The 13,120-nt window shown below is 62.3% G+C and carries 9 protein-coding genes; all 9 read right to left on the bottom strand.

Annotated features, from left to right (window positions below; all coding sequences use genetic code 11):
• Positions 1–190: 190 nt before the first annotated feature.
• On the bottom strand, positions 191–892 hold the full coding sequence (locus ONB52_10455; protein MDZ7416557.1) for a response regulator transcription factor: 702 nt from the start codon (positions 890–892) through the stop codon (positions 191–193).
• Position 893: 1 nt separating this feature from the next.
• Positions 894–3,125: a HAMP domain-containing histidine kinase gene (locus tag ONB52_10450; protein MDZ7416556.1), complete on the bottom strand. Its 2,232-nt coding sequence runs from the start codon at positions 3,123–3,125 to the stop codon at positions 894–896.
• 51 nt (positions 3,126–3,176) lie between these two features.
• On the bottom strand, positions 3,177–4,571 hold the full coding sequence (locus ONB52_10445; protein MDZ7416555.1) for an RtcB family protein: 1,395 nt from the start codon (positions 4,569–4,571) through the stop codon (positions 3,177–3,179).
• A gap of 114 nt (positions 4,572–4,685) precedes the next feature.
• Complete coding sequence (locus ONB52_10440; protein ID MDZ7416554.1) at positions 4,686–5,741, bottom strand: hypothetical protein; 1,056 nt, start codon at positions 5,739–5,741, stop codon at positions 4,686–4,688.
• Positions 5,742–5,779: 38 nt separating this feature from the next.
• Positions 5,780–7,210: an aminoglycoside phosphotransferase family protein gene (locus tag ONB52_10435; GenBank protein ID MDZ7416553.1), complete on the bottom strand. Its 1,431-nt coding sequence runs from the start codon at positions 7,208–7,210 to the stop codon at positions 5,780–5,782.
• Between the two features lie 49 nt (positions 7,211–7,259).
• Positions 7,260–8,450 carry a glycosyltransferase family 4 protein gene (locus tag ONB52_10430; protein MDZ7416552.1) on the bottom strand — a complete coding sequence of 397 codons (1,191 nt, stop codon included), beginning with the start codon at positions 8,448–8,450 and terminating at the stop codon, positions 7,260–7,262.
• A complete protein-coding gene (locus ONB52_10425; protein MDZ7416551.1) occupies positions 8,447–9,736 on the bottom strand; it encodes a glycosyltransferase family 4 protein in 1,290 nt (429 codons plus the stop codon). The genes ONB52_10430 and ONB52_10425 overlap by 4 nt, the downstream gene beginning before the upstream one ends.
• Before the next feature lie 574 nt (positions 9,737–10,310).
• The gene (locus ONB52_10420; GenBank protein MDZ7416550.1) at positions 10,311–11,690 is read right to left on the bottom strand and encodes an aminoglycoside phosphotransferase family protein; all 1,380 of its coding nucleotides are present in this window, start codon (positions 11,688–11,690) and stop codon (positions 10,311–10,313) included.
• Between the two features lie 54 nt (positions 11,691–11,744).
• Entirely contained in the window at positions 11,745–13,115 is a 1,371-nt protein-coding gene (locus ONB52_10415) for an aminoglycoside phosphotransferase family protein (protein ID MDZ7416549.1), read from the bottom strand.
• Positions 13,116–13,120 lie beyond the last annotated feature (5 nt).

Below are 13,120 nucleotides of genomic sequence, written 5' to 3'. Positions count from 1 at the left end.
TCACCGGGCAAAAGCATGTGCAATCCCTTGATCACCAGGCGCTGCTCGTTTTGGAGATGGTGCCCTCCTGGCGGGCCAAACCGGCCTGGAAAGTTATCAGTATATTACGGCTAAATGAAGAGGTTGCGGATTTGTGCCGGGTGTGCCGGCCCCTGCCCCCGCACGGAGAAAAGACCGGGCGGGTGGTCAATCATCCCTGCGGGTCAAACAGGTAGCCGGCGCCGCGAATGGTTTTGATGTAGCGTGGATTCTCCGGATCGGGCTCGATGTGCTTGCGCAAGCGCAAAATGTGATTGTCGACTGTGCGGGTGTTGGGAAAAACATTGTAGCCCCAGATTTCCTCCAGCAAACGTTCGCGCGCGATCAATTCGCCGGGATGCCGAATGAAATACGCCAGCAGGCGGAATTCCCGGTTGGTCAGCTCCTGCAGCATGCCGTTGCGCCGCACTTCATGGCGCTTGAAATCCACCACCACGTTGCCGAAACGATAGTGGCTCGCCGCGCTTGCCGTCCGGCCATTGCTGCCGCCCTCCACCGGCCGCAAGTGGGCTTTGACGCGCGCCAGCAGCTCGCGCAGGCTGAAGGGCTTGGTGACGTAATCATTCGCGCCCAGCTCCAGTCCCAGCACCTTGTCGTCCTCCTCGGCGCGGGCGGTCACCATGATGATCGGCACGGTGTGACCTTCGTCGCGCAGGCGCTTGCAGATTTCCATGCCGCTCATGCCGGGCATCATGAGATCCAGCACGATCAGATCCGGCCGCCATTCCCGCGCGAGTTGATAGCCGTCGGGGCCGGTGCGCGCCACCTTCACCACATACCCTTCATCGCTGAGCGCGCCCTCCAGACCGAGCGCAATCGAAGCATCGTCTTCGACGAGGAGAATCTTTTTCATCTCACACCTCCGGTTCGGCGGCGGGCGCACCGTGATTGTTGGCGGGTGCTTCGCGGGCGTGGCCGGCCTCCATCTGTTCGAGACATTCCGGCGGGATGGGCAGCCGCAGGGAAAATGTGGAGCCCTCGCCCAGTTTGCTGCGCACGGTAATCTCACCGCCATGCGCCGCCGCGAGGTGCCGTGCCAGGGTCAGCCCCAAACCGGCACCGCCCTGCTTCGGCGTGTTCAAGCGCTGATCCACGCGATAAAAATCCTCAAAAATCTTGGGCAATTCCGCTTGGTCGATGCCGATGCCGTGATCCTCGACTTCGATCACCAGGTGCCGCGCCTGCCGAAACGCCGCCACCCGGATGTATTTGCGCTCCTGGCTGTATTTGTAGGCATTGGTCAGCAGGTTCAAAAGCAGTTGTGCAATGGCATCGGCATCGATCTTGACTTCCGGCAGCGGTGCGGCGATTTCCAGCACCAGGTGAAAACCGTCGGCTTCGGCCTGCGGCCGGAAGGCCTCCACCACCTGCCGCACAATGGCCTCCGGATCTTCATACTCGAAAGTGTACTGCTTGACGCCGCGCTCGATGCGCGAGAAATCGAGCACGCTTTCGATCAGGCGCGCCAGGCGGTCGGATTCGCGCCGGATGACGCCGAGATATTCCGCTGCCCGGCCGGCCGCCGCCGCGCTGCCCGGACCCGCGGCAAACTGCTTTTCGAGCAGCTCGGCCAGCATTTTGATCGAGGCCAGCGGCGTGCGCAGCTCGTGGGAAACATTCGACACGAAGGTCGATTTCATCTGTGACACATGCGCTTCGCGCAGCGCCTGCCGGATGAAAACAGCGGCGCCAAAAATCACCGTGAGCAGCAGCAGGAAAACCAGCCACAACGACAGCGTCAGCTTGAAATCCCAGCCGGTGGCGGGGCCGGCGGGCGCCTCGGCATAAATCGCCACCTGCCAGAAATCAAAGGGCTTCTCCAGCACTTGCGTCGCCACCGGTTCGCCGACTGGCGGCCGGGTGCCGATCATGAATTTGTGCGCTTCGTTCAGAATCGCAAAACTCACCGCGCCGGCCACCTCCAGTTTCTCGAGAATGGCCGGGAACAGCTTGGCCTTCAACTCTTCGAGATCGATTTCCATCGCCACCAGCCCGGCGACATGATGGCCGGAGGCATCCGGCAGATATTGATAGGCGAGCAGATACGGCTCGCCCTCCGCCACATCGGAAAGGTAATATACCCGATCTTTGTAGTTTTTGCGTTCGAGCACGTCTTCTGCCAGCCGGCGATCAAGCACCTGCAAATAGTACCGCCGGCTGATGCGTTTCTTGCTCAACTCCGCCAGGGCGGCGAACTGCCGTTGGTAACGTTCGGGGTGGGAGAGCAACGGCGAGCTCAACAGCCGCAGCGAAGCCGTCTGGATCAATTCGACAAAATAAGTGTATTGCACCGTGCTGATTTCATCAGAGCGCTCGAAGAGGTCCTGATGCATGGCGAGCAGCGTCTCGACCGCCTCCTGGTCGCGATTTTGATTGGCCAGAGCCATGGCGATTTGATACTGCGCGAAGAAGCGCAGCGGCGCGCCGTTGCGATCACGCACCTGGGGGTGGTTCGCCAGCAGCTCGCGATAGACACGAATGGCCGCCGGCCAGTCGCTTTGCTTCATCAGCACGCGCCCCATCAGGTTCCGGCTGAGCGCGACGAACTGCGGGGTCGGGCAGTCCTGCGCGATCTGGGCATACAGCGCCAGCGCTTCCTCCAGGCGGCCTTTGTATTCCAACTCTTCCCCGGCTTCCACGAGCGCCGTGAAACGGCGATGGGTGCTGATGTAGTCTTCGCCGGGCGGGGCCGCTTGGGCAGCCGGGAGGGCAGTGCCGGCTGCAGCCGTCGTGCGCGGCGGTTGCGCCGGGCTTTCCAGCAAGATGGCCGAGGCTACCAGTGGTTGCTCTTCGGCAAACTGCTGCAGGGCTTCCGGGGTGGGATAATGGCGGTGGCGTTTGGCGGATTTGCCGGTCAAATAAGTCCAGTGCCTCGCTGCTTTTTCCAGCTCTTCATTGATCTCGCGGGCGGCGAGGCCGGCGAGCTGCTTGTAGTTTTGCTGCAGCCGCGCCTCTATCAACAGCTTTTCGTTGCGAATGGCGCGCAGGCTGAAATAGCCGAGAAAGCCGCAAGGCAGGATAATCAAACAGACGAAGGTGAGGGTCAGGCGCACCTCATGGCGCCGCCACAAACCGCGGGGGATCATGCTGCACTCTCCTTGCGCAACCGTCAGGTGGGCGTGCGGCCGTGCCGCCGCTCAGCCCTTCAATACCGCCACCGGCCGCAGCCGGACCACCGGCCGCGCCAGGTTCAGCGCCGTCATCGCGGCCACCACTTGCGAAACGTCTTTGAAAGAGGCAGGGGCTTGTTCGGCGAGGTTGCCTTCGCCGTAGCGATACAGGCGAATGTTCTTGTTTTGCAATTCGGCGGTGACGAGCTGTTCGGTGAACGCCGCCACGGCCTCCGGTTTGTCCAGCACGCGACCGGCACCGTGATTGACGGAGTAAAACGTTTCGCCCGCGCCTTCCAGCGCGACGCCGACAAACGAGGCATGCCCCATCGAGCCGGGAATGGGCAGCGGCTGGCCGGTGAGACGGAAGAGCGGATGGTCGGACAGGCGGGAGGCGGGCAGGGCGCGGCTGGCACCGTGGCGGTGCACCCACAACGCCTCCCCGCGCCACTGCTCGCGTTTGATGCTGACATGGGCGCAATCATACAACAGCGGCAGGGCCAGCGACTCATCGCGCAACACCCGGCGCACGGCCGCGCGCAGCCGTTCGGTGATCGCGATGCGATTGGCAAAGCCGAAATTCGAGGCCGCTGCAATGGCGCGCAGATATTCCTGCGCAATCTCCGCCTCCGCCGGCATCGACCAAATCGGCGTGCCGCGCGTCATCGCCTGCATGAAGCTGGCATCCTCCTCCCAGCTTTCCAGATAGCCCTTCATGGTTTTGCTGCCCACGCTGCGCGAGCCGGTGTGCAGCATGAACAGCGCCTGGCCCGGAGCCAGACCGAGCCGACGGGCTGTTTCGGGCTCGAGCACTTCGACGATTTCCTGCAATTCGAGAAAGTGATTGCCATCGCCCAGGGTGCCATAGCACCGCCGGCCCTTCTTGAGCGCCTGCCTGGGCAGGCAGGCCAGAATCTTCTCCGCGGCCGTGGTATCCGTCGCCAGCGTGCCGTGATCTTCGATGCAGCTCATCTCCTCTGCGCTGAGACCATAGCGCTTCTGACTCCAGGCGCCGCCCTGCACCAGCAGGTCGGCCAGTTCCTCGCGGGTGAGAACGTCGCTGTCATGCTCGAAGACCGGAATCGTTCGCCGCAGCTCGTTGAAGAGTTCGTCGAGCACGGCCGGAGTGAGCGCGCGCACTTCCAGATTGCTGCGGATCATGCGCATGCCGCAGCAAATGCCGGTGTCCACCGCGCGCGGCACGAGGACGTTTTTCGATGCCACCACCGTGCCGGTGGGGCTGAGGTTGCGGCTCTTGCGGTGAATGTCCGGCAGCACGGCGACATAATGATCCAATCCCGGCGTGGCGGCAAGCGTTTGCAACTGCGCCAGGGTTTCGGCATCCGGCAACATTTCGGGAGTGAGAAAGAAGCGGATGGGGCGTTCGCCGCTTTCCGGTTGTTTTTCAATCGGTCGGGGCATGCTTGCTTTCATCTTTCTGCGGGGTTGAACATCCGAGTCGCAATGATCGGGAGGAGCCGGGCAAACGGTTCCCCCGTTTCCAGACAGACACTCAATACCGACATCGCACCGCGCTTACCGAACACTGGCGAGAATATCCTCCACCACGGCTGCGACGCCGGCACTGCGATCGATGCCGAGCACGAAGCAGCGCACGTTTTGTGCGAAGCGGCGCACGCTCTCCACGCGGCGCAGGGCCTGCCCTGCCTGCGGCCAGTGCAGATCGAGCGCGGCGGCATACCAGCCATAGTCATCCAGCTCCAGCGTCAAACGATTCATCGCGATGATTTTTTCCGCGGCCGCCTCCGCGCTGATCTGCGCGACGCCACGCCGTGGCGTGAATTGCGGCAGGAACAAAGCCGCCGGCCGGCTGACCGCAGTATGTGGCGCCGCCTCGAAGTGGAACAGGGATTTCTCCTTCAGCCCCCCGGGAAAGGCCATGGCACGCAGCTCTTGTGCCTGTCCGCCCAGCATCTGCAGGCTGTCCGGGTTCAGGCGAACCGGCTCATAGCAGGGATAGACGAATTCGCCGTCGGTGAGCACGATGTTTTCGGCGATCAGTGCGATGCCGTGCTGCTGCATGAGCGCGACGCAGGTGGTGGTTTTTCCGACCCCGCCCAGGCCGCCAATCAGCAGGCTGCCGTGCGGACTGGTCAGCGCCGAGGCATGCAGCGCCACCCAGCCGCGGGTGCGCTCCAGATGCCAGAACAGCGGATAATAGACGAGGTAGCTCATCAGGCTGAAATATTTTTTGTACTCGTAGTCGCGCAGATTTTCGAGCTTCTCTTTTTTGGGATGAAACGTGTAGGCCACTTCGCAATGGAACGGTTCCACCCCGCGGCGGAAGCGCAATTGCAGCCCCTTCATGCGCAGCGTGTTCAGCCAGATCAGCTCATCGGCGTTGCCGAGCATGCGTTTGCCGATGAGAGACAACGGCTGGTCGCACTGAAAGGGGTTGTTTTCCTCCCGCCATTCGCCCTGCACCCAGTGGCAGGTGACGGTTAAATGCGGTTTGTCGACCGGCGATGTCGCCAGAGGGTGCAGGTGCTCACGGGCATAAGCGATCAACGGCGCGTGGTTTGAGGTGAGATTCAAGGTGGCGTCATGCAGCCGTACGCCCACAGTATGCATGGGAGATTCCTCGTTTTCTTCAAACAGGTGTTGTCTGCTCAAGCCGGCAGGCCGGCGGGTTCGCACGGCGCCGGCTGCTCGAGCAAATCCAGCAGTGTTGCGGCCGGTGGCAGGGCGCGACTCGCCGCCCACACGGTCTCGGCGTGCCCCAGCAGCTCGTCAATTTTCCCGCCCGGTGCGGCATGATCATGCGCCATGAGTTTGCTCATCTGTTTGTTGATGAGCAGGCTGACCAGGTACCAGGCAAATTCGCCGGCGGCAATGCGATGGCCGTTGTGCGCCGCATATCCCACGGCGAAATGCAGCGCGATCGCGCGGCGCCGGCCGGCCGCCAGTTGGCCCAGGCTCTCCAGGTAGTACAGTGAGGAGATCAGGTTGGCCACATCATAGGCCGGCGGCCCCAGGCGCAGACTGTCGAGGTCGATCAGTGCCAGTTCGCCATGATGCACGAAAACATGATTGAGGCGAAAGCTGCCGTGCAGCAACACCTCACTTTCATGTGCGGGCTTTGCCTCGGCCCGCCACTCCCGCCACAAGCGCTGCAGGCGCGGCCGCAGTGCGGGGAAGGTGCGCAGGAGGGCGGCCACCACCGGCCGGTTTTCCCGCCATTCGCTCCACCGGGAGACACGTTTGCGCACGCGCCGGCGGCTGCGATGGAGTTGCGCCAGCAGAGCGCCGGCTTGTTGCAGCAACGCCAGTTCCCCGGTGCGCAGAAATACTTCCCAGAGGTTTTCGCCGGGCAATTCCTCGAGAAAAACCGCCGCATGGCGTTCATCACAGGCCAGCGGCCGGGGCAGGCGAACAGGGAAACGACGCTCTCCCGGCTCCGTCTCCGGCCAGGAGGCCTGCAGCCTGACGAGATTGCGATAAGATTTTTTCGCCGCCTTCTCATCTTTGAGCTGCTTGACAATGAAGCGCAGTTCCTCTGTCGTGCCCGCCTGATTGGTGACGAGCACGCGGCAACGGCCGGTGAAGCGCTTGCCGGGAATGTAGCGCAACTCCTCCATGCGAACTTGCACCGGATGCCAGCTGCGGTCCTGCTTCGCGGCGCGCCACACGCGCCCGAGATTGGCTGCCAGCCACTCCTGCAGCTTCACCGGTGTGAACAATCGCAGCTTGGGATCATTGGGAAAGGCATAAAGCAGCAGCCGCAGGCGCGGCAGGGCAATGACGGCCTCGCCGAACGCCGGCTTCTCCTCCGCCTTTTTCAGGGCCGCACGCAGCTCGTCCTCCACCTCTTTGTTGCGCAGCACGCGGCCGACGTATTGTTGTTCATGCCGCTCCTGCGCGGCCGTCGCGAGCGTGAGGGCACAGAGAAGGGTGGCGTCTTTGCCGGGGTCACACCACTGGCGGCGAATAGCCAGGCCGGTGACTGTGACGTCGGCGGGATGCCGGGCGGCAAAATAGGCGGCGAGCTGCTGCTGCAGCTCAGCCGCTGCAAGCGCCGGCTGCGTCGTGTCGGAACTCATGAGTGAACTCTCCTGAGCAGGGCGGCATGCTTTGCCGTGCGCATGCTGCTCAAACTTTGACCATCAAGACGTGCCGGTAAACGCGCAGCCATTCTTCGAGCTCGTGCTCGGTGCGCATGTGTGCCACGCTGGCCCGGGCATTTTCGCCCAGCCGCCGGCGCAACGCCGCGTCAGCCATCAGCTCCTGCAGCGCCTCCACAATCTGGCTGCTCGAGCCCGGACTGACCAGTATGCCGTTCTGATGGTCGTGAATGATCTCCGGGATGGCACCGGCGCGCGAGCCGATCACCGCCTTGCCCATGGCCATGGCCTCGATCATGGAAAGCGGACAGCCCTCGGAGAACAGCGAGGGAAAGACCACGATGTCGAAGCATTGCAAATAACCGGGCATGTGGTGATGGGGAATCTTGCCGGTGATGACGGTGCGGGCAAGCAGATCATATTCGCGCAGATAGCGTTCGTGCAGCTCGCGATCATCGGGGCTGAAGTAATCACCCACCAGCAGCAGCGAGAAATCCACCTTGTCCCGCAGGTCCGCCAGCGCTTTGAAAAGATACACCAGCCCCTTCTTGTAGCGGAAGAGGCCGGCCGTGCCAATCACCATGCCCTTCAGCTCGAGCGCGGGTTGGGGAGGAAGATCGCCGGGCGCAAGGTTTATTGAATTCAGGATCACTTTGGCTTTATGCGCCACCGGCGTGAGGCCGCGGTCAGCGAGCTCCAGCAGGCTGGTCGCCACCGACGTGACATAATCGGCCTGTTCCAGGGTTTGCCGCACGAACGGCATGCGCAGCGGATCAAAAGCGTATTTGCCAATGTCATTGCCGCGGATCGAAGCAATGGTTTTCACACGGTGCATTCTGCCCACCAGTGTGGCAATGAAGGCGGCGGGATACAGGAAGAAGCCGTGCAGCACGTCGAAGCGATGGCGGCGCTGGAAGTAATCGACGGCATCGAACATCTCGCGATTGTAGCGGGTGAGCACATCGGCTTCCGAGAGACCGAGCGAGTTATCGAAACCGGGGTGAAACACCTTGACGCGGTGCACCTGCACATTGCCCTCCTGCACGCTGCGGAAGGATTCGTCGAAGGGCAGGGGCTCGGCGTGCTTGTGCAGGGCGATGACATGCACCTCCAGGCCGTGATCGGCGAGCAGGTTGGCCACGCGATGAGCGGAATGTCCCACGCCGCCGACCTGGGGTGGATACTGCCCGGTAACGATGGCGGTGCGCAACCCTTTCATGCCGTGACTCCTGAAGATGGTGCTCCGGGGCGGCGCAGGGCCTGTGCGTGGCGCACGATCTCGGCGGCGTTGTGATCCCAGGTGCGCTCGCGCTGCACCCAGGCCTGCCCCGCTTTGCCCATCTCGGCACGGCGCGCGGGGTCGCCGGCGAGCTGCAGGAGTGCCTGCCGCAAGGCCGTCACATTGCCCGGTTCGTAGAGCAAACCATTTTGTCCGGGCACCACGATTTCCTTCACCTGGCCGATGGCACCGGCCACCACCGGTTTGGCCATCATCATGTATTCGTAAATTTTGATCGGCGAGAAGTAGAAATGCGCGCTGGGCGTGTAGGGCGCCACCGTGATGTCCATCGCCGCGATATGGGCGGGAATGTCGTCATATGGCACCTTGCCGGTGAACGTGACCTGTGCCTCGAGATGACGGGCGTGCACGAGCTGCTCCAAGGCTTCGCGCTGCGGGCCGTCACCCACGATGAGCAAATGGGTGTGCGCCGGCATGTCTTCGAAGGCCTGCACCAGGGTTTCGGTGCCATGCCAGCTTTTGAGACTGCCCACGAACCCGATTACGCATTTGTCGGCAAGCCGCCATTGCGCACGCACGGCCGGACCGCACAACGGTGCGTCGTTGCGTTGTCCCGGCCAGTCCCGGCCGGCGGCGGCCACCGCGAGAAAGCGTGCCGGATCGACGCCGTTGGGCAGAACCACGATGCGTTCAGCAGGCACGCCCAGGCCCAGCGCCAGTTGCTTCAGCTCGCTGGAAACCACCAGCAGCCGGTCGGTTTCGTTCCAAATTTTTTGTTCGAGATGGCGCGCCAGGATTTTCAGATCCAGCCCGCGGCTTTGCTCCTGCTCGAGGCTCAACGGCGCGTTGACTTCGAGCAGGTGGGGGATGCCGAGCGTGCGTGCCAGCTTGATGCCGGCATAGGCGAAAAGCGAATAGCGCTCATAGATCACTTCCACCACCAGGCGGCGGAGATGCTCGAGCGCGGCCTCATAGAGAGTAAAATTGTAAAGCAGATTGCGCAATTCGTGGCGCACGCGGGTGCTCACCCCGAGAAAGGTGTCCAACTGGCCGAGCTCTTTGAACAGGGCGAGGTGATCCGGCCGGGCGGGCACCGCGAACAATCCAGGCTGGCCGGCGGTCTCCGCCTCGAGGGCGGGAGAGAAAAGGTGTACGGTGTGACCGAGGCGGCGCAGCGCCGCCGTCACTTCGCGCACGTGGATGCTCGCGCCTTTGTAGCCGAAGATCGGCACGCCAAAATCGGCGCTGAGATACGCGATGTTCATGCAGATGATCTTTCGTTGAGTCGAGTAACCAACGCCCCACGATGGCAAACGGCCGGCTCCGGCAGGCAATTATTCCAACAAGCTTTTGCGAGATCCGCAACAACTTGGCCGGTGCTTGAGACTTCGCCCGAAAACAATTGCAAGCCATAGTTCCGCCGGGGCGGAATTATTCTTCGGTTGCAGACCGCATCTTTTTCCTGAATGTTGCACCCGGATCGATCCTTTCCGCGGGGAACGCCGAGTTGATCGCGACGCCCAATCACCAAAGAGGTGGGGCACAAAAGGTTTTGCAGGCCAACGCGCTATCAACTCCGGTGGGAGTGAACTGTTTTTAGTGAAGCGGCATATCGTATTTCCCCAAACTCCGTCAGAGTGACCTGCTTGGTCCTCTTCAAAAAGCCAAGCCAGATCATGAGAAATTCTACAGGCCACTCCCAACGGAGTTTAAAGACACGCAAGATGCCCCTGTGCACAAACAGTTCACTCCTGACGGAGTTCGTGAACACGCCATCTCTTCCGGGCAACAGCAAGCCGGCAGGCAAAATTCAGGTTTTGGGCATGTCGGGAGCGCTCTTCAAAGCTGGGCCAGCCATTCTTCGGTCACAGCCCAGGCCTGCGGGAAGCGCGCCATGATGCGATAATCGAGATTGACCACCGCCAGATGCATCTTGCCGATCCAAAAGGCGAGAGCATACCAGGCGAGGCGTCTGGTGGCGAGCGGCCAGGGCACCAGGCCGGCATAAGTCTCGCAAAGTTGCCGGGCGGCGGCCTGCAGGCGTGGCCGCTCCCAGCCGAGGGAAAACTCCAGCAGGCGCAGGGAGGCGATGAACTCAGCCAGGTCCGCGAGCGGGTCGCCCTGGGCGAGGGCGTCCCAATCGAGCAATGCGAAACGGTCACCGTTGCTCAGCAACTGCTCCAGCCGCAGGGCACCATGCACGAGAGTGAGTGGCCCGCGCGTTTCGGCCATGTGGTGTTTGGCGGTGCGCAATGCGGCCAGCACCCGCTCGCACGCCGGAGCATGCTGCGGCAGGAGATGAATAAAATGTCCGGCATCGAGCTCGGCGGCCGTAAGCAGGCCGTCGATGCTTTCAGCAGGTCGCAAATCCGGCACCTGGCAAAGATGAAGGTGCGCCACCCGCCGCGCGATCTGCGCAAACAGCGTTTGCCATTCCTCCTGCGCCAGAACTTCCAGCACCGGCCGGCCATGCCATTCCTCCTGCCAAAAGGTGTCGAATTCCGCCAACAGCAAAACCGGCCGCGGGATTTCGAAGTTGCCCGTCGCTTCCGTCTGCGGACGACCGTGGGCCTCGCCGGCCAGAGCCTGGCAGGCACGGCGGGTGTTTTCGAAATGCCGCCGACTGGCAGCGTCACCGTGACTTTTGCTGAAAAAAACCAATGGCCGCGATCCACCGGCAGCATTGCCGAGCAGAAGATCGTAGCGCAGCACACAGCGTTTGCGCGGCATGTATTTCACCCGGCGCAGACGCAGTTGTTGCACCCGCCAGGAGCCATCGAGGCCGAAAGCCTGCTGCTGCTGTTCAACCAGTGATGCCACCACCGCCGGTTGCACCAGTTGCTGCAAAGCCGGCATTTTGTCGTCGCCCGGGAAGGGCCAGAGCACCATGTCCCATTCCGGCCAAAAGTCCGGCGCGGCAGAGCTGCTGCCGGCCATGGCTTGCGCCTTGTGGAATTGCTTCTCCGCCCGGCGCGCGGGAAAGGAACTGGCAAACAGCCAGCAATCGTCACCGTCATCGAGATGCACGCGATAAAGCACGCTCAGGTGCCGTCCCGGGCGGTAATAAATTTTTTCGATCTCCGTCCCTCGCACAGTGCGTGCCCCCAGCAGCGGCAGACGCTGGCGATGGGCATTGAACACATGCACCATGGCCGCCGGATCTGTCAGAGTGGGGAGATGCGGCAGGTGAGCATCCTGGTGGAGGAATTCTGCTGGCATGCCCGGTCCTAGGCGGAGAATTTCGGAATGTCGCAGCAACGGCAGATCATGCGATCAACACCAGTTCTTTTCACGGGTCAGCACCTCGTGCGCCAGTTCGAGCAGGCGCGCAACTTTCCGGGCATGATCCTTCTTGCCGAGATTGATGCACTTGACTGCCTGTTTGGCGATGAGCTGCGCGGCAGTGTACCATGTCATCACCGCCTGCGGCAACCCCCAGGGGGCGGCGGCGGCATAACCGCGGCAAAAATGCGTGATCGCCGTTTCGCTTTGCGCGGTGGTCAGCTTGTCGCGCAGGGGCAAATACAGCAAATGCGCCACGAAGCTGGCGGCATCTTCGACGGGATTGCCGCGCTGGAAGTCATCGAAATCAATCACCGCCAGTCGATCTTCGACCAGCAGACATTGTGACAGACGGAAGCCGGTGTGCACCGGAGTGACCGGCATCGCCGGCAGGGTCGCCTGCCGCGCCCGCATGGTTTGCAGCAAATCCGCCAGCAGCGCCTGATGCGCCGCGTCGTAGGTCACGATGGTTTGACCGGCTTTCATCACTTCGGCGAGCATCTGTTCGCTGGAGCGCACTGGCAGGTTGTTGAGCGGGCATTGCTGCAGGCCTGCCAGACCGGCGCCCACCCGCGCCGCCGTCCGCGCGAGATCGAGCCGATCGAGATGCGCATCGACATTCGTGCCCTGCAGGGCTGACATGAACAGCGTGTTGTACCCGGGTTCACAGAACAGCGGGCGGGGTACGATGAAGGCACCGGATTGACAGACCGGCGCCTGCCACACCGCCTGCATGGTGGCAAAGACGCCGGCGGCACTGGTCTTGTCATTGTAGGTTTTGCTGTACAGCGTCAGGCGGACACCATCGTTGAAATGCAACTGGTGGCGCAGGGTGCAACGGTCAAACGGTGCGTATTTGACCAGCTCGGTGGCCGCGGACACCAGACCCGCTTCACTGTCCGGCCTGAGGGTGGTGCGATGTGCCTGCAGCAAAGCCAATCGACCGGCGGGGTCCAGCAGGCGTGGCAACTGCGGCAGATGGGAGTCGTTGGGGAAACTCCACAGCAGCAAAGCGAGATCGGGCAGCAGATGCAGTGCGGGGCCGAAGGCCGGCGTCACCTGCGGCTTGCTGCGCGCCTTTTCGAATTTGCCCGCCACCTTTGCCGGCGCTTCCGCAATGCCGGCGAGAATCTGCCAGCCGCTGCGGCCGGAGGCGAGGTCACTGATGTGCAGTTCGTAGCACACTTCACATTTCTTCCCGGGCTTGTAGCGCATCTGCAGCAGGCGCAGATCATGAATATGCAACAAGCTGTGGTTGCGCTTGAACTCTTCCTGCAAACGCGTTTTCATCGCCAGCGCGTTGGTGAGCACGGGCAGTTGGGGAAAGTGGGTGTCCGGCAGCAAGGTTGGGGCATCGCCCATGTGGT

It is taken from the genome of candidate division KSB1 bacterium, assembly GCA_034506255.1.
GTDB lineage: Bacteria > Zhuqueibacterota > Zhuqueibacteria > Zhuqueibacterales > Zhuqueibacteraceae > Coneutiohabitans > Coneutiohabitans thermophilus.
The sequence above is the reverse complement of the archived record's forward strand: the minus strand, read 5'-3'. Positions and strand labels throughout refer to the sequence as shown.